Here is a 17,971-nt window from a genome sequence, read left to right as displayed (position 1 = left end):
TCAGCCCCAGATGGCCTAACCAGTAGGAATAACCATAACGGATGACGAGCGATTGTGAATGCCGTACACTTCTCACCTTGTGAAAAGACTTTGCGCCACATGAACGAAGAACCCATCGGACGGACGAGTATCCAGGTCATTGAACGGATGATGCAATTGCTGGATGCATTGGCAGGACACCCCGACCCAGTCGCATTGAAAGACTTGGCTCGCGAGACCAAACTGCACCCGTCCACCGCACACCGCATCCTCAATGATTTGGTGGCCTGCCGCCTGGTGGACCGCACCGACCCCGGCCTGTATCGACTTGGCATGCGCTTGCTGGAGTTGGGTAACCTGGTGAAGGCCCGTTTAAACGTGCGCGAAGCCGCCATGGACCTGATGCGCAAGTTGCACCGCATGACCGGTCAAACCGTGAATTTGTCGGTGCGGCAGGGCGACGAGATTGTGTACGTGGACCGCGCCTACAGCGAACGGTCTGGCATGCAGGTGGTTCGAGCCATTGGCGGACGTGCGCCCTTGCACCTCACCTCCACCGGAAAACTGTTCTTGGCCACCGACACGCCAGAAAGCCTGAAGGCCTATGCGGAGCGAACCTCCTTGCGGGGCACTACCATCAACAGCATCACCAATGCAGAGGCACTGGAGAAAGAGTTGAACCTGGTGCGTGCGGAGGGGTTTGCCCGCGACAATGAAGAACTGGAGATGGGCGTGCGCTGCATGGCCGCCGGCATTTACGACGATTCATCCAAATTGATTGCGGGTTTGTCGATTTCGGCACCCGCAGACCGTATTCAGGAAGACTGGCTGAAGGAGCTCCAGTACACCGCCCAGCGGATCAGTGCATCGCTGGGCTGGCAAGGCCGCATCAGCGCGCTGGTGTCGGTGAGCAGCACCAACCGCGCGCGCTAATCCTGTTGTTGACCGTGCTTAATTAAAACGGGCGTTCACGAATTTGCGAATGCGCTCGGCATCGGCAAAACGACCGGCTGAACCCAACGCATCCAGTAGAACAATCACCAGGTTGCGCTCGCCCACTTTGGCTTGCATCACCATGCAACGACCGGCCTCGTTGATGAAACCGGTTTTCTGCAACACGATGTCCCAGTCGCCCTTGCGCACCAAGCGGTTGGTGTTGTGAAAGTTAAGCCGCTTGCCTTGAACAGACTCCACAGAGGCGCCAGGGTCGGTTGAAAACTCACGAATAAGGTCAAAACGGCGGGCAGCCATCACCAAACGCGCCAAGTCACTGGCGCTGGAGCGGTTATTGACCGACAAACCGGTGGTTTCTTCGTAATTGGTGCTCATCATGCCCAACTGCTTGGCCCGCTTGTTCATTTGAGCAACGCAGGCCGCCATGCCGCCGGGGTAACTGCGGCCCAGTGCCGACGCCGCCCTGTTCTCAGAGGCCATCAGCGCCATGTGCATGAGCTCCCGGCGCGTGAATTCGCTGCCCGGCTTCAAGCGCGAGTGGGTGTTCTTGTAGGTATCAATGTCATCGGTGGTGATCTCGATCACCTCGTCCAGATCCAGATTGGCCTCCAGATTCACCATCACTGTCATCAACTTGGTGATGGAAGCGATGGGGAGCACTGCGTGGGGGTTTTTGGCGTACAGCACTTCCTGAGAATCGGCGTCTGCAACCAAGGCCACATTGCTTTGTAACGACAGGGGGTCATAAGCACGGTCAAGCCCTGCTTTGCTACCGTGGGTGGTGCGCGCCAAAACCGGGGACGAAACACCCAAACACAAGGCGGTGGCCAGCAAAGCGGCCTTCACAACAAAAAACGTCTTCATGTAGGAAACAAGTCCTTTTATTGGAATTATGCGCTTGAGTGTACGCACAATTTCAGTGTTCGCCAACACCTATTTGAAGTAAATAGGCCTTAAATCTCAACGGTTTGTGCCAACAACATCACGATTCGCATGAATTTTTGCTGCACCAGCCAGCCTGAGCACTGTTTGGCACTGCAAATCCGTGAGGTGTTCCAGGTCTGGAAAATACCCGCCAGCCATCACCATAACCACTGGGACACCCAGTCGTGCAGCATGCGCCAACACCAGCGCATCGCGCTCCGCAATACCCTCATCGGTCAGGGACAAGCGCCCCAAACGATCAGCAGAATGCGAATCCAAACCCGCCACATAAACCAGCGCATCGGCTTGAAACGCTTGCTCAGCCTGAGCCAGCCCGTAGTTTAACTGCGAAAGGTAGGCATCATCGCCAGTTCCATCGGGCAAGGCGATGTCCAAATCACTTTCTTCCTTTTTAAATGGAAAATTGCTGGCTCCATGCATGGAAAAGGTGAAGATCGACGGGTCATTTCTACACAATGCAGCCGTGCCATCGCCCTGGTGGACATCAAGGTCAACCACCAGCACATTCAAACAGCGCTTGGAATGGCGCTGCAAAGCCTCGGTTTGGGCAACCCGGGCACCCACCACAATGTCATTGAAAACGCAAAACCCGGCACCCTCCGCCTGCTTGGCATGGTGCGTACCCCCGGCCAAATTGACAGAGGCGCCGTGCTGCAATGCACTTCGAAACGCTTCGACACTGGCCCCCACGGACCGAAGTGAACGCTCAACCATGGCGGGCGACCACGGAAAACCGATCAGCTGCTGCTCTTTGGCACTGAGCAATCCGTTCATTACCCGATCGATATAATTCGGGCAATGCGCAAGGGCCAACTGCCCTTGTGTGGCTGCCGCTGGCTTTTTGAGTTGAATTTCCTTTTTATATTCAGACACCTTGTCCCGAAGCATGCGGTATTTCTGCATGGGGAAACGGTGGCCTGCAGGCAAAGGCAACACAAACTCATCGGTGTAAAAAGCTTCAATCATTGAAAAAACCACACAGAAGCGAACTCAGTTATTGCAACGCACCATTTTGTTGTTGACAGGCATTTTTATTTTGGTAAACTTGGTTTTGTGCACCGCATCATACGGTGTCGAAAACAAAGGTGATACCAACCATCACCGCCCAATCATAACGTTAGCGGTACCCAACTCGATGGAGCAAAGAATGATGTTGACACCCGAACAGATCGTTGAAGTTCAGAAAGCCAATCTGGACAAGCTGCTGGGCTTGAGCCTGAAGTCGTTCGCCCACATTGAAAAAGCTGTTGAGTTGAACCTCAACACTGTTAAAACAGCCTTGGAAGACAGTGTTGAAGCCATCAAGGCTTTGACAGCCGCCAAGGACGTGCAGGATTTCGTGGCTGTTTCTTCGTCGGTCGCGCAGCCCCTGTCTGAAAAAGCAGTGGCCTACGGCAAGAACGTCTACACATTGGCCTCTGGCATTGCTTCCGAAGCAGCCCACTTGGTCGAAGAACAAGTCAACGAAGGCAACAAAAAATTCGTTGAACTGTTCGAAGCCGCATCCAAAAATGCACCCGCTGGTTCCGAAGGTGCCATCGCGCTCGTGAAATCTGCCATCACTGCAGCCAACAGCGCTTACGACAGCGTGAGCAAAGCGACCAAGCAAGCAGTTGAAATGGCTGAAGCCAATGTTGAAGCTGCTTCCAAGGCAACCCTGAAGGCTGCCAGTGCTGCTGCCAGCACTGCCAAGGGTCGCAAAGCTGCTTGAAGATTGTGGTAATGGATAGGCCCGTTCAGAGTCTCGGGCCTGTTTGATGTGTTTGTCTCCTCGTTCCCTCCTGGAACGATTCGGTCGTGAATCGAAAAGCTTCATGGCTAAGCCCATCCGGTTGGATGGGCTTTTTTTTATGCCGAACTGTTCAAGTCAAGCTTACAGCAGCTCAATGGGTGCAGCCAATGGACTCAAAGCCTGAAGCAAGGCTTCGAAACAAGCCTCGACCTGGGCTGCTTCTGCCTCACCCCCACGGGCCTTGACACCCAATTCAATGTGGCGCGCCAATTTGTCGTCCCCCACGCTGGGCAAGCTGTACAGCCGGGTTAGCGGAAAACGGGACTCCAACATTTCCATGATGGGCGTGATGCGTGCCTCTGGCGTGTTAAACAGACGCAAGGCCTTCTTGTGCTCGACCGACCGGTGATGCAGGTGGGGGTACAAGGTGTCCAGCACCCAGTCGATCATGGGCCAGGCCATGACAGGAAACCCAGGTACAAAGTGATGGCGGTTCACAGTGAAACCGGCAATTCGGTTGTAGGGGTTGGGAATCAGCGTGGCATCGGCCGGAAAATCGGCCATGCGAAGGCGAAACTCATCCAGGGGCTGCCCGCTTTCTTCACACCGTTGGCGAATCAACTCCATAGCACCGGGGTGACGAACAATGGGCCGGCCCAGGGCCATGGCCGCCGCTTGGCGGGTATGGTCATCGGGTGTTCCACCAATGCCGCCACAGCTCAGCACAATGTGGTCGGTTGCAAACGAGCGCCGCAAGGTGTCTGCCAAGTATTGGCGGTCGTCACCCACCATGGCAACCCAGGACAGGCTCAATCCACGAGCTTTGAGCCGTTCAATCACGGCAGGCACGTGTTTGTCTTGACGAAGCCCCGACAGGATTTCATCGCCCACAACGATCAGGCCGATGGACGGAATGCTGGTATCAGATGGGTTCAAGGGTGTGTTCAATGGTTCGGTCATGCTGGCGGCGAATGTGGTTCAAGAGGGACAGGTAGTGCCGGGTGAAGGCCAATGCCGACATCACCGGCATGATGAGCAACACAGGTGGGATGAAGCTGAGAAAGGCGCACACAATGCCAATCAGCCAGGCACCGCTGGAATCGGCCTTTTTAACCGCCTTCATTTCGTCGGTGGTGGCATGGTCGGCCAGCGCATCGTGGCGCATCACAGTGAGCAGCAATTGAGCCGTCAAAATAATGGGCAGCACGAATGCCATGCCGGGAATGATCCACAGGGGAAACGTGACAATCCACAACACCAAAAACACCACCGTGGCGCGAATGGCCACCCACAGGCCGCGGATCAAGCTGTTTTTACCCCGTTTTTCCAAGGCAGCAAAATCACGCTGCGCCAGGTAATTCAAAACCGGGGGCGTGACATACAAACCCGCCAGCAACACGGCCGATGTGGCCACAATCGGCCACATGAAACCAAACACAACCACGGGGACAATGATGAATTTGAGCCATGACAGCATGCTGGGCTCGGTGCCGGCATACACCGTCATGTCCATGCCCAACCAGTTGAGTAAAGCGAGCGCGGCGTTGTACAGGGGCTCAACCGAAAACCAAATCAGCAACAACCAAAACAGCGCGGCAATGCTCACCGAAATCAAGGTCAAGGCCAGCATTTTTGGCCTGAAGGAATCAATGAAAGCCTGAAACAGGGTTGACAGGGCTGAATTCAAATGGACACCTCCGCAGTGTTTCGCTGGGTTTTAATCCCACAGATGGTCACGATACCATTCATGGGGCATGCGATCACCATCATTGCCGACGGGACAAGGTTTCCCATGCTTTTTGCAATCGCTTGACTGAGACTGGCATGGGGGTGCGGAGTTCCTGTGCAAACAGTGAGACACGGAGCTCCTGCAACTGCCAGGCAAACTGGTTCAGGCTTTCGTCTTCAAAGCCTTTGAGCTGCGAGCTGGCCCGCACCCATTGCATTTGAAGGTCCAAGACCTCTTTCATGGCTTGCTTGTCGCGGTCCAAGCCGTTGCGCAGGCGTTCCAGGCGAATGTAGGCAGCTTTCAAGTAACGCGGGTAGTGGTTCAGTTGCTCCCAAGGACGCTTGAGCAAAAAGTCTTTCGGCATTAACCACTGCAATTGGTTTTGAATGTCTTTGCAGGCATCGGGGAAGCTCTTGAGGTCGGCCTGGAGCTTCTTGCTCAGTTTGGCATACTCGGTGAGCACCGCCATGCACAAGCGGCCAATTTCTTGGGCAATCAGGTTCAAACGACTTTTGCCCTCTTGAACCCGGCTGTTGAACTCTGCCTGGTTGCTGGGCATGCCCGCGGCGAGCACACTGCGAATCAAAGCCAGCTTGATCCATTGACTTTGAAGCTCATCGCTTGAGCCCAATGGCATGTAGAGCATGGCCACTTTCTGAAAATCCAGCAGGTTTTTGCTGAGGTATTTCAAGGGCTCTTTCAGGGCGATTGAAAACAGCCGCAGTACGCCGTCGCGATGAACGGCACGGGCTGTTTCCTCTTCATCGAAGACTTCCAGGATGCAATACTCTCCTTGGTCCTTCAGCGCTGGGTAACCGAAAAAGGTTTGCCCTCCCCGCTTGATTTCCAGCATATCGGGCAAATCGCCAAACGACCAATCGGTGATTTTCTCAGTGGACAGGTCGGCTGAGGCTGCCTTGGTGGGTTCGGCAATCGTCGAGCTCACGGCGTGAGCTTCCGGCTTTTGTGCGTCGGCGCGAACCTGGTCCTTGACTGCTTCCACCACAGCCGAGGATTTGAATGTTTCCTGAGCCTTGCGCCCCCATTCGGCTTTGAGCGCAGACAAACTGCGCTGCATGTCGAGTTGTCGGCCGTGTTCATCCACCAATTTGAAATTCATGAAGTGGTGGGGTGGCAAGGTTTCCAAACGAAAATCGGACAACAACGGCCGTGCGGGTGTGTTGGCGCTGACATGGTCTCGCAGGCTTTCCAGCAAGGGTTTTTCCCATTGCTTTGGGTCCAGGTGTTGCTCTGCAAAGCCTTCCGCAAATTGGGGCAAAGGCACACAATGGCGGCGCAATTTCTGAGGCAAACTTTTGAGCAACAGGTGGGCTTTTTCTTTCAGCATGCCGGGTACCAACCACTCCACGCGAATGGGGCTGATCTGGTTAAGCAGCATCAGGGGCACGGTGGCCGTTACACCATCTCGGGGGCTGCCAGGTTCAAAGTGGTAGGACAAATCAATCGACAATCCGCCCATTTCCAGCCGTTTGGGATAAAACTCGGTGGTAATACCCCCGGCGCGCTTGTTGAGCAGGTCATCGCGCGTGAGGTGAAGTGCTTTGAGTGCCTCTGGCGGTGCCTGTTTGGCCCAGTTTTCCAGGGTCTGCTGGTTAACCACCTCGGCGGGCAGTTGCTCATCGTAAAACTGGGCAATCAGGGAGTCGTCAACGAGAATGTCCTGCCGCCGGGCCTTGTGTTCCAGCTTTTCAATGTCGTCCACCAATTTGCGGTTGTGGACATAAAACGGCACACGGGTGGTCATTTGGCCGGGAACGAGGCCTTCCTGAATCATCAGCTTTCGAGCCGACACGGGGTCAAACCGCGCCAGGCTGACCCGGCGTTGCGAGTAAATGGGCAAACCATAGATGGTGCCGGTTTCCGTGGCTACAGCCTGACCGCTGCCCTTTTCCCAATGGGGGTTGTTGTGGTTGCGGCGCACCAGGTGAGCCCCCACTTTTTCCAGCCATTCGGGTTGAATTTTGGCAACCAAACGCGCATACAGGCGCGTGGTTTCCACCAATTCACCGGCCATCAACCATTTGCCGCCTTTCTTGAACAGGTTGGAACCCGGGTGTATGGCAAACCGAATGCCCCGCGCACCCAAATACACGGCTTCAGTCTCGTGTTTCAGGCCGATATTGCCCAAAAGGCCCGACAACAGGCTGAGGTGGATTTGGTCGTAGTCGGCTTCACTGGCATTGAACTTCCAATGGTGCTCTTTCACCATGGCCGACAATTGCTGGTGCACCTCGCCCCATTCCCGCATGCGGTTGGCATTCAAGAATTTGCGGGCCAAGGCATTGCGCATTTCTTTATTTGTAGACTCCCCCTGCTTCAGCCCTTGATAAAAGGCCCAGAGTTTGAGGAAGAACATGAAATCGGAATCGGGGTGCTGGAAGGTGGAATGGGCATTGTCGGCCGCCTCTTGCGCATCATGCGGGCGCTCACGCGGGTCTTGAATGGCCATGGCAGCGGCAATCACCAACACCTCAGTCAGGCAACCCCGGTGTGCCGCTTCAAACAACATGCGGGCAATGCGGGGGTCCAGCGGCAGGCGGGCCAGGGCTTTGCCAGTTTTGGTGAGTTGCCCTTGGTCGTCCAACGCGTGCAGCTCAGCCAACAACTGGTAACCGTCGGCAATCGCCCTGCCCATGGGCCTTTGTAAAAATGGAAAGCTTTCCACCTCAGTGAGGTGCAGGCTTTTCATGCGAAGAATGACCGACGCCAGCGAGGACCGCAGAATTTCCGGGTCGGTGAAGTCAGGCCGCGACTGGAAATCCACTTCACTGTACAAACGGATGCACACGCCATTGGCCACACGGCCACATCGACCGGCCCGCTGGTTGGCCGAGGCCTTGGAAATGCGCTCCACCTGCAACATTTCAACCTTGTTGCGGTAGCTGTAGCGCTTCACGCGGGCCAAGCCTGCGTCAATCACATAGCGAATACCCGGCACCGTGAGCGAGGTTTCAGCCACGTTGGTGGACAGCACAATTCTGCGGCGGCCGCTGGGGCGGAAAATTCGCTCCTGTTCCTGTGCAGTCAGCCGTGCAAACAAGGGCAGAATTTCCAAATCCCGCTGTGCATTGCGGCTAAGGAATTGCGCCATGTCGCGAATTTCACGCTCACCGGGCAAGAACATCAAAATGTCACCCTGCCCTTCGCGACACAACTCGTCCATGGCGTCCAGGGTGGCGGCGTTGAAGGCATCTTCATCCACCTCCTCGGGTTCGCTGCTGTTGCGAGTGGGGGATTTGGATTTTTTCCGGGAAAGGTCGTAATCCGTTGGGTCTTTGTAACGCACTTCCACTGGGTACAAGCGGCCGGAAACCTCAATCACCGGCGCTGCTTGGCCTTGCGCGTTTTCAAAATGCTTGGCGAAGCGCTCGGCGTCGATGGTCGCCGAGGTGACGATCAGTTTCAGATCGGGGCGCTTGTGCAGCACCTCCTTCAGGTAGCCCAGCAGAAAATCAATGTTCAGGCTGCGTTCATGGGCCTCATCGATGATGATGGTGTCGTAACGCTTGAACAGTGGGTCCGTCTGGCTTTCAGCCAGCAGAATACCGTCCGTCACCAATTTGATGGCGGTCTGCTCGGTCGATTGGTCCTGAAAGCGGATTTTGTAGCCCACCCATTGGCCAATCTCGCTGTTGAGCTCCTGCGCAATGCGCTTGGCAGTTGCCGTGGCAGCCAAGCGTCGAGGCTGCGTGTGGACGATTGCGCGGCCATTCAGCCCCCGCCCCAATTCGAGGCACATTTTGGGCAACTGGGTTGTTTTGCCCGAACCGGTTTCACCACACACAATCACGACTTGGTGGGCGGCAATGAGGCGCTTGATTTCATCGCGCCGCATGGACACCGGCAATTCTTCCGGATAGCGAATGTCGGGCGCGGTGAGTGGTCGCGCGGGGGCGCTTTCAACTGTGGATGGGGCGGGCTTTTGATCTTTTGACAACACTGCAAGGCCGATGGGGTTGATTGTCCGAGGAATTCGGGTGAAAAACAGCCACAACGCTGGACGGCGGCCACATGGAAATTATAATCAATCCATGGCTTTGAGCCCGCACCGCCCCACCGTTTGAGGATTAACCCATACCCCATGAGTACGCTTGCCCAGCCCGCCGCCCCCGAAGACCCCGACCCCGTCAGCCCCAGCGCTGAAGTGACGATGAAATCGGGCAACGATGAAGTCATCATGAGCAGCCAGACGTTTGTGGCTTGGCTGCGCACGGTTGCGCCGTACATCCATGCATTCCGGGGAAAAACCTTTGTGGTCGCCGTGGATGGTGAACTGGCCTTTCAGGGTTACCTGAATTCGCTGGCGCAGGACTTGTCGCTGTTGCATGCCATGGGCATGCGAATTGTGCTGGTGTGTGGGTCTCGACCGCAGGTTGAAGAGCAACTGGCGTTGCGCAACATTCAGCCCGTGTTCCACAAAGGCTGGCGGGTGACCGACAAAGCCGCACTGGAGTGCGCCAAGGAAGCGGCAGGCGAATTGCGCTTGGACATTGAAGCAGCCTTTTCACAAGGCTTGCCCAACACACCGATGGCGCATTCATCCATGCGCGTGGTGTCTGGCAATTTCATCACCGCGCGGCCCATGGGTATTCTGGATGGCGTGGACCTTCAACACACCGGCCTGGTGCGCAAAATTGATGTGAACGCTGTCAATTTCAGCCTGAACAGCAACGCCATTGTGGTGCTGTCTACCCTGGGTTTTTCGCCAACAGGCGAAGCATTCAACCTCACGATGGAAGACGTGGCGACCACCGCTGCCCGTGCGCTGAAGGCGGACAAGCTGATTTTTGTGAGCAAGATTGAAGGCGTGTTTGATGGCGATGGCCAGTTGCTGGAAGAACTGGAACTGGACCGCGCACGCGATTTGCTGCTGAATGGCAACCTGGACGAGCAAACCAAGGACTACCTTGAGTGCTGTATTTTGGCCATTCAAGGCGGTGTTGACCGCGCGCACATTGTGCCGCTGTTTCTGGATGGTGGTGTGCTGTTGGAGCTGTTCTCGCACGATGGTGTGGGCACCATGGTGTCGGAAGAAAACCTGGAAAGCCTGCGCCATGCCACGCTGGACGATGCAGGCGGTATCAAGACCCTGATTGAACCGCTGGAGATGGATGGCACGCTGGTGCGCCGTGGCCGTGACCGCATTGAGCGCGACATTGACCATTTTGTGGTGCTGGAACACGACGGCATTTTGTGGGGTTGCGCAGCCATGTACCCCTACCCCAACGAAGGCATGGCCGAACTGGCTTGCCTGGTGGTGCACCCGTCCTGGCAAGGCACGGGCGATGGCGAGCGCCTGCTGAAAAAAATTGAACACGATGCCCGCAAGCAGGGCTATAAAAAGCTGTTTGTCTTGACCACACAAACATCGCACTTTTTCATCAAACGGGGTTTTGCGCCGGTGGACGTCGACAAACTGCCGGCCGAGCGGCGGCGAATGTACGACCGCAGCCGAAACTCCCAAGTGCTGATCAAGACATTGTGAGAGCCCGCCGGTGAGCACATTCAAACCCAAAGACAATGGGCTGGATTTGCCCACCCACCTGCTGCACACGGACAATGCGGACACCACCGGCTACAGTGCATTGGCCACGCCGGTGTACCGGGGCTCCAGCATTTTTTTCAAGAACACCGCAGAACAGCGCCGTGAACACGACCCATTGGCGCTGAGTTACACCTACGGCATTCGGGACAACCCCACGCAATTCACCCTGGCCAAAAAGCTGGCAGAGATTGAAGGTGCCCAACATGCATTGGTGTGCCCATCGGGACTGTCGGCCATTGCCCTGGTGGCCCAGGCCTGCCTGAAAACCGGCGACCACTGGTGCATTCCCGACAATGCTTACGGCCCTGTGCATGCACTGGCCCACTCGCTGCAACAGGACTATGGCATTGAATTTTCGGTGTATGAAAGCACGCTTGTGGAGTCTTTAAAAGCCGCCGTCAAAACCAACACGCGGCTGATTTGGACAGAGTCCCCAGGTTCGCTGACCTTTGAGGTGCCCGACCTGCGTGCCATTGTTGCATTGGCCCAGACATTGGGTATACCCACGGGCATCGACAACACCTGGTCAGCAGGCATCGCCCTTAAACCGTTCGAGTTGGGCCTGGATTTCAGTATTCAAGCTTTGACGAAATACCAATGCGGCCACGCCGATGTGTTGTTGGGTGCGGTGCTGAGTAACAACAGCCGCTTGTTTGCCGCGGTTGAACGAAAAAACAGGCTGTATGGCTTGGGTGTGTCACCTGAAGATTGCAGCCTGGTGCTGCGTGGCTTGTACACACTGCCCCTGCGATTTGAAGCACAGGCCAAAACAGCGTTGGACTTGGCTCACTGGTTGAGCCTGCACCCTGCGGTCAAAACCGTGTTGCACCCGGCCCTGCCCTCGTGCCCTGGCCATGCTTGGTTCAAACGCGACTTTACGGGTGCTGCCAGTGTGTTTGCCGTGACCTTGCACCAGCGCTTCAGCGATGCAGATGCCTGCGCGGTGATAGACCGCTTGAAACTGTTCCGGATTGCCTATTCATGGGGCGGCCCTGAAAGCCTGGGCTTGGTGGTGAATATTCCAGACTCACGTCGGGCTCACTTGATGAGCCTGTTGGGTGAATGCGGCCCCATGCTGCGCTTGGCAGTGGGGCTTGAAACCTTTAGGGACCTGAAGGCAGACCTTGAACAGGCGCTGGGGGTGTTAAACCCAGGCGCCTGATGCAACAGCGTTTTGGCTTTATACCTTCACGCAGTCCACAAAGTACTCCACATCGCCATTGTCGTTTTCCACCTCGACCAAGCCGTGAATATCGGTCTCAAACCCAGGGAACTGGGCGTTGAACTCACGGGCAAACTTCAGGTAATCCACAATGGTGGCGTTGAAAATTTCGCCCGGAATCAACAAGGGAATGCCCGGTGGGTACGGCGTGAGCAAGGCTGAGGTGATGCGCCCTTCCAGTTCATCAATGGCCACACGCTCAATTTCCCGATGCGCCACTTTGGCATAGGCTTCAGCAGGCACCATGGCGGGCTGCATGTCCGACAGGTACATCTCGGTGGTCAAGCGGGCGACGTCCTTTTTGCGGTACATGTCGTGAATTTTGTGGCACAGGTCGCGCAAGCCCATGCGCTCGTAACGCGGGTGGGCCTGACAAAACTCGGGAATGACTCGCCACAAGGGCTGGTTTTTGTCGTAATCGTCCTTGAACTGCTGCAAGGCAGTCACCAGCGTGTTCCAACGGCCCTTGGTGATGCCGATGGTGAACATGATGAAGAAGGAATACAGGCCTGTCTTTTCGACAATAACGCCATGCTCGGCCAGGTATTTGGTCACGATGGAGGCTGGAATACCGGTGTCGGCAAACTGCCCGTTCACGTCCAGACCCGGGTTCACAATGGTGGCCTTGATGGGGTCGAGCATGTTAAAGCCGTTGGCCAGCTTGCCAAAACCGTGCCAAGGGTCTTCGGCGTGGATCATCCAGTCATCCTGATCGCCAGCACCATCGGCACTCAGAACGTCCGGTCCCCAGACCTTGAACCACCAGTCATCGCCAAATTCCTCAGACACTTTGCGCATGGCCCGGCGGAAATCCAGCGCTTCCACAATGCTTTCTTCAACCAAGGCCGTGCCGCCCGGGGGCTCCATCATGGCCGCCGCCACATCGCAGCTGGCAATGATGGCGTACTGCGGGCTGGTGGAGGTGTGCATGAGGTAGGCCTCATTGAACACGTGGCGGTCCAGTTTGCGGTTCTCGGACTCCTGCACCAGAATTTGCGACGCCTGCGACAAACCGGCCAGCAGCTTGTGCGTGGACTGGGTGGAAAACACCAAGGCGTCTTTGGTGCGCGGGCGATCACGGCCAATGGCGTGCATGTTTTTGTACAGCGAGTGGAAACTGGCATGGGGCAGCCAGGCTTCATCAAAATGCAGGGTATCAATCTCGGAGCCCAGTGTTTCCTTGATCATTTCCACGTTGTACAACACACCGTCATAGGTGCTTTGTGTGATGGTCAAAATGCGCGGCTTCTTGTTTTTGGCCTTGCTGGCAAACGGATGGCTTTCAATCTTCTTGCGGATGCTCTCGGGCTTGAACTCGTCCAGCGGAATTGGGCCAATCAAACCCAAGTGGTTGCGCGTGGGCGTGAGGAACACCGGAATAGCGCCGGTCATGGTGATGGAGTGCAAAATAGACTTGTGACAGTTTCGGTCCACCACCACAATGTCGCCCGGGGCCACGTTGGCATGCCACACCATTTTGTTGGAGGTGGAGGTGCCGTTGGTCACAAAAAAGCAGTGGTCTGCATTGAAAATGCGGGCAGCATTGCGTTCAGAAGCCGCCACTGGCCCGGTGTGGTCCAACAACTGGCCCAATTCATCCACGGCGTTGCACACATCGGCCCGCAGCATGTTTTCGCCAAAAAATTGGTGAAACATTTGGCCCACAGGGCTTTTCAAAAACGCCACACCACCCGAGTGCCCGGGGCAATGCCAAGAATAGGAGCCATCCTGCGCGTAGTGAACCAGGGCCCGGAAAAACGGTGGCGCCAGTGAATCCAGGTAGCTTTTTGCTTCGCGGATGATGTGTCGGGCCACAAATTCAGGTGTGTCTTCAAACATGTGAATGAAGCCATGCAACTCTTTCAGAATGGCATTGGGAATGTGGCGCGATGTGCGGGTTTCGCCATACAGATAGATGGGAATGTCCGCATTCTTGAACCGGATCTCTTCCACAAAGCTTTTCAGACTGGTGAGCGCGGTGTCCACCTCTTGCTTGCTGCCCAAGCCAAACTCTTCATCGTCAATGGACAGAATAAAAGCACTGGCTCGGCTTTGCTGTTGCGCAAACTGGCTTAAGTCACCGTAGCTGGTGACACCCAGCACTTCCACGCCTTCGGCCTCAATGGCATCGGCAAGCGCACGAATACCCAGTCCAGAAGCGTTCTCGGAGCGGAAATCTTCGTCAATGATGACGATGGGAAAGCGAAATTTCATTCGGGTGGTCCTGTCTTCAACAAACGATGGCCAACGGCTTGGCACGTGGAAGCCTGCATTATCCATCACAGGGGAGGTTGATCCAAGAAAAACCCGCAATTCGGTCCATTTGCAGCATGAAAAATAGGGTCTTAGACCGACAAATCTAATCACAAAGAGTGATGTCACAGGAATGTCAAAAAAGGATGGCCCAATCCGGGCAACGCCACCCTTTGCTGTCCGGCATGACGCGCATTTCACCCAGTAACACCGGCCCCGTTGTGGCGCCCGGCAACAGCGACTTCAGATTCCCGAAGTCGTGGCGCAGTGCGGTCAAAGAAGTCGAGCGAGGCCTCAACAACCACGAGTCTTGCTACAAACGGATTGTTCGTTTAAGGAAGCAAACCGACGACACCCGACATCGTCTGGACACACTGCTGATTTGCCCCACCATCAAGCCTGGCGGCTTTGTGCGCTTTCTTTGTTATGCAGCCAAATGGACCGAGGAAATGGGCGAAATTTGCGCCGACATCTCCAGCATTGTGGAGCGCTTGGTCCGGAAAACCCTGTCGAATGGACGCAATTCAGACCTGGCCGCTGTGATTGGATCGGGCGCTGGTCGACTGGTGACCGGCAAAATGAATGTCATGGGCATTTCAGTGAACAAGGCGGCTGGTGCGGCTTTTTACTTGTTGTCGACGGTGTTGTCGTTGTCGGCGTTGGCCTTGGTCAACAAACAGGCCATTGGCGCCGCTTTAGCGGTTGCTGGTGAACCGATTAAACAGAGCAGTCAACCCGACAAGGGGTTGGGTTGGTCTGCGCAACACCGCGCTTCCCGCTGTCTAGAAAATAGAAAAGAGAAATGTGTTGAGTGGGCCCGGCATTCCGACTTCACCCTACTCAGAAGGCTGGCCCGGGGTTTGGAGTGGCAAATCAGTCGAAGCAAAAGCTCTGAAGCCGATGCCTTGCCCGCCATTGAGCGCAGAACCCACTGCGATTACATGTGGAACAACTTGCACCAGTATGGTCGATTAACCCGCGGTTTGATGATCACGGGGCACACCCTCTTTCAGGTCACCAATCGCCTCTTTCTTTCGTGGGACAAGTACACCGCCAGGCTGCTGAACCAGGGGGTTTTAAAAAAGCGGATGGGCGAACTGTTGGGTCATCGGCTGTCCTCTTGCCTGCTGTATGCCGCCTCCACCGCCCTTTCGATACCCACCAGCCATTTGGTGGTGGGGCTTTCAACCATTGGGGCAGCCATCTGTGGAATCACTGTGGTCTGTTTTTTATTGGCGAAATGCACAGTGCTGTTGGGGGACTGGAAGGGCAATATGCGGCCCTTCAACAAGGGCCAGCGGGGCAATGAAACCAGAACCCTGAGCTTGCTGTGATCAGGTTTTTGGCAAAGTCACGCCGTGCTGGCCTTGGTACTTTCCGCCACGGTCTTTGTAGGACACTTCACAGACTTCATCGCTTTCGAAAAACAGCACCTGCGCACAACCTTCACCCGCATAAATTTTGGCAGGCAGTGGCGTTGTGTTCGAAAACTCCAAGGTCACATACCCTTCCCACTCGGGTTCAAAGGGCGTGACGTTGACGATGATGCCACAGCGTGCGTATGTGCTTTTGCCCAGGCAAATGGTGAGCACGTTCCGTGGAATCCGGAAGTATTCAACCGTGCGGGCCAGGGCAAATGAATTGGGCGGAATAATGCACACATCGCCTTTGAAATCGACAAAACTCTTTTCATCGAAATTTTTGGGATCGACGATGGTGCTGTTGATGTTGGTAAAAATCTTGAATTCGTCGGCACAGCGGATGTCGTAGCCGTAGCTGGATGTACCGTAGGACACAATTTTTCGATTGTCCACATGGCGAACCTGTCCAGGTTCAAAAGGCTCGATCATGCCGTGTTCCACCGCCATGCGGCGTATCCATTTGTCTGCCTTGATACTCATGTCCATCCCCATCGATCATTCAATGGCCGAATGGTAACCGATGATTCAACCCGCTTGCTGCAGGCCGTTAAGAATACCCTCCACTTCGGCTTGCATTGAGCTGGTCAAGGTTTCAACAAAATGTTTGACCAACTCCCCGAACTCGGATGGCGACACATTCTCCAAGGGCAACTGAATCAGAAACTCGAGCATCTCGGTGTCCATGTTGATACCCACTTGAACGTGAAAATCCAGCACATGGGCCATATCAAAAGCTTCGGCCAGGAAGTGGAGACACAGTTCCGCCGCATTGGGCATGTTCATGTTGTACAACGGAACACCCAGCACAACCCAGCGCTGCTGGGCCGACTGACCTGGGCGAAAGTACACATCTTGGCCCTGGCTACGACCGAGAATCATGCCCTCCCCATCAAACCATTCAAGCCCAGCCAAGCGAAGCGCCTGGTGCAGCATGTCGGAATCGGCGTTCAAGAACCCGTTGACCAGCGGGGCTTGGGCAGGCTTTACACCCGAGGACGGCCTCGGCGACTCTGGTGCTGTGGGTGCACGATAATTTTGAGTGGGCTTGGCCGGGTTGGCATTTGCGGCGGGACGGGATGCTGGCGAGAATGATGGACGCTGCTGAGGATGTTTCATCGGGATGCCTGAAATCAGTGACATGAATTCAGTGGAACTTTTTGGAGTCCAGGTTCCGAAAGTGCTCCGTTGTGCGGCTTATCGTGCAGAAATCGATGAATCGAGCAGTTTGGCGATGGCATCAGAAACGGTTTGGATCATGGCGGCAGAATCTGGCAAGTGTCCAAGACCCGACTTCAAATGCAAAGTTGACCTGGGCAGCATTTCTGACAACAGCAAGGCACCGCCCGGTGGGCATACGCGATCCTGCTCACCTTGAACAATGGCGATGGACCATTCCGCTTGTGCGCAAATGGATAGATCACGTGCCCACTGGTCCATGGATATAAAACAACCATGGCTCAAAAAATGGGCTTGCAATCTGTATTTGCGCAGCAATGCCTCTTGCTGGTCGACAGTCAGAGCGGGCAATCCGACGGGCCCAGGCTCACGGGAAGTCTGCAAAAGCGAGTTTTCCAGTGCATTCCAAACCCGCACCGCCAACAATTGGTCCGCCGGGGCCCCAGTCAACACCTTGTCAAACAAGGCTTGCCCCCGGGATCCTGGTTTGACTGCACGCGCAAACAAATTCGGATCCAGTTGTTCCAGTTCAGCAATGAATGCGTCCACCCTCAATGCCCAAGGAATGAAAGGCGCACGCAGGACGATACCGGCCACTCGCTCGGGTGCATGCGCCGCCAAAGCGACTGCAAGCGTGGCTCCCCAAGAGCCTCCAAGAATGTGAAAACGTTCAAGCCCCACATGGTCAGCCACTTGAAGGGCGTCGTCGATGAGCCGTTGCGTGTCAATGGCGGAGAAATCAATGTCCTCGCTCAGCCCGCTGTTGCGTTGGTCGAACCCAAACCAAGGCAGCCCCAGTTGACGCAGTGGTGCAACATGGGCCGCGGACAGGCGGCCACCAGGACCGCCATGCAGGACCATCCATGGAATGTCAGACTGGTGAGGGGAAACGGGATCGGCGGGTTCACACCAGACGGCGAGGTTGCCCCCCAAATCCAGCATCAAATTGGGTTCCCGCCACACCCCGAGTCGACCAGGTCCTGAATAAGCCTGG

At 55.6% G+C, this 17,971-nt stretch carries 14 protein-coding genes; 5 read left to right on the top strand and 9 right to left on the bottom strand.

Annotated elements, in window-relative coordinates:
• Positions 1-99 precede the first annotated feature (99 nt).
• Positions 100-912 (top strand): IclR family transcriptional regulator, encoded by an 813-nt coding sequence (locus tag VGE55_RS07785; protein ID WP_331131142.1) that lies wholly within the window; start codon positions 100-102, stop codon positions 910-912.
• An 18-nt stretch (positions 913-930) separates the two neighbouring features.
• On the opposite strand, the gene VGE55_RS07780 is transcribed toward VGE55_RS07785, so the two are convergent.
• Positions 931-1,797: a serine hydrolase gene (locus VGE55_RS07780; RefSeq protein ID WP_331131141.1), complete on the bottom strand. Its 867-nt coding sequence runs from the start codon at positions 1,795-1,797 to the stop codon at positions 931-933.
• 96 nt (positions 1,798-1,893) lie between these two features.
• Positions 1,894-2,844, bottom strand: a complete 951-nt coding sequence (locus VGE55_RS07775) for a histone deacetylase (protein ID WP_331131140.1) — start codon at positions 2,842-2,844, stop codon at positions 1,894-1,896.
• Positions 2,845-3,025: 181 nt separating this feature from the next.
• Here VGE55_RS07775 and VGE55_RS07770 point away from each other — a divergent pair, with 181 nt between their 5' ends.
• Positions 3,026-3,589: a phasin family protein gene (locus tag VGE55_RS07770; RefSeq protein WP_331131139.1), complete on the top strand. Its 564-nt coding sequence runs from the start codon at positions 3,026-3,028 to the stop codon at positions 3,587-3,589.
• A gap of 162 nt (positions 3,590-3,751) precedes the next feature.
• Here VGE55_RS07770 and VGE55_RS07765 read toward each other — a convergent pair whose 3' ends face one another.
• The 3 genes from VGE55_RS07765 to hrpA form a co-directional block, all read right to left on the bottom strand.
• Entirely contained in the window at positions 3,752-4,570 is an 819-nt protein-coding gene (locus VGE55_RS07765; RefSeq protein ID WP_414674982.1) for a competence/damage-inducible protein A, read from the bottom strand.
• Positions 4,533-5,297, bottom strand: coding sequence for an EI24 domain-containing protein (locus tag VGE55_RS07760; protein WP_331131137.1), 765 nt, complete (start codon positions 5,295-5,297; stop codon positions 4,533-4,535). The genes VGE55_RS07765 and VGE55_RS07760 overlap by 38 nt, the downstream gene beginning before the upstream one ends.
• A gap of 79 nt (positions 5,298-5,376) precedes the next feature.
• Positions 5,377-9,300: an ATP-dependent RNA helicase HrpA gene (gene hrpA / locus VGE55_RS07755; RefSeq protein ID WP_414674981.1), complete on the bottom strand. Its 3,924-nt coding sequence runs from the start codon at positions 9,298-9,300 to the stop codon at positions 5,377-5,379.
• 141 nt (positions 9,301-9,441) lie between these two features.
• Here hrpA and argA point away from each other — a divergent pair, with 141 nt between their 5' ends.
• The gene (gene argA / locus VGE55_RS07750) at positions 9,442-10,845 is read left to right on the top strand and encodes an amino-acid N-acetyltransferase (RefSeq protein WP_414674979.1); all 1,404 of its coding nucleotides are present in this window, start codon (positions 9,442-9,444) and stop codon (positions 10,843-10,845) included.
• A gap of 10 nt (positions 10,846-10,855) precedes the next feature.
• Positions 10,856-12,067, top strand: coding sequence for a PLP-dependent transferase (locus tag VGE55_RS07745; RefSeq protein ID WP_331131135.1), 1,212 nt, complete (start codon positions 10,856-10,858; stop codon positions 12,065-12,067).
• An 18-nt stretch (positions 12,068-12,085) separates the two neighbouring features.
• On the opposite strand, the gene VGE55_RS07740 is transcribed toward VGE55_RS07745, so the two are convergent.
• Complete coding sequence (locus tag VGE55_RS07740) at positions 12,086-14,341, bottom strand: arginine/lysine/ornithine decarboxylase (protein WP_331131134.1); 2,256 nt, start codon at positions 14,339-14,341, stop codon at positions 12,086-12,088.
• A 224-nt stretch (positions 14,342-14,565) separates the two neighbouring features.
• Between VGE55_RS07740 and VGE55_RS07735 the strand changes: the two genes are divergently transcribed.
• A complete protein-coding gene (locus tag VGE55_RS07735; RefSeq protein WP_331131133.1) occupies positions 14,566-15,714 on the top strand; it encodes a hypothetical protein in 1,149 nt (382 codons plus the stop codon).
• On the opposite strand, the gene dcd is transcribed toward VGE55_RS07735, so the two are convergent.
• From dcd to VGE55_RS07720, 3 genes are read right to left on the bottom strand one after another with little or no spacing between them, the layout of a single operon-like run.
• Positions 15,715-16,281 (bottom strand): dCTP deaminase, encoded by a 567-nt coding sequence (gene dcd, locus VGE55_RS07730; protein WP_331131132.1) that lies wholly within the window; start codon positions 16,279-16,281, stop codon positions 15,715-15,717.
• Positions 16,282-16,326: 45 nt separating this feature from the next.
• Positions 16,327-16,941, bottom strand: a complete 615-nt coding sequence (locus tag VGE55_RS07725; RefSeq protein WP_331131131.1) for a hypothetical protein — start codon at positions 16,939-16,941, stop codon at positions 16,327-16,329.
• Positions 16,942-16,995: 54 nt separating this feature from the next.
• Positions 16,996-17,919 (bottom strand): alpha/beta fold hydrolase, encoded by a 924-nt coding sequence (locus VGE55_RS07720; RefSeq protein ID WP_331131130.1) that lies wholly within the window; start codon positions 17,917-17,919, stop codon positions 16,996-16,998.
• Positions 17,920-17,971: the final 52 nt, after the last annotated feature.

This window comes from Limnobacter sp., assembly GCF_036405155.1.
Classification (GTDB): Bacteria; Pseudomonadota; Gammaproteobacteria; order Burkholderiales; family Burkholderiaceae_B; genus Limnobacter.
The sequence above is the reverse complement of the archived record's forward strand: the minus strand, read 5'-3'. Positions and strand labels throughout refer to the sequence as shown.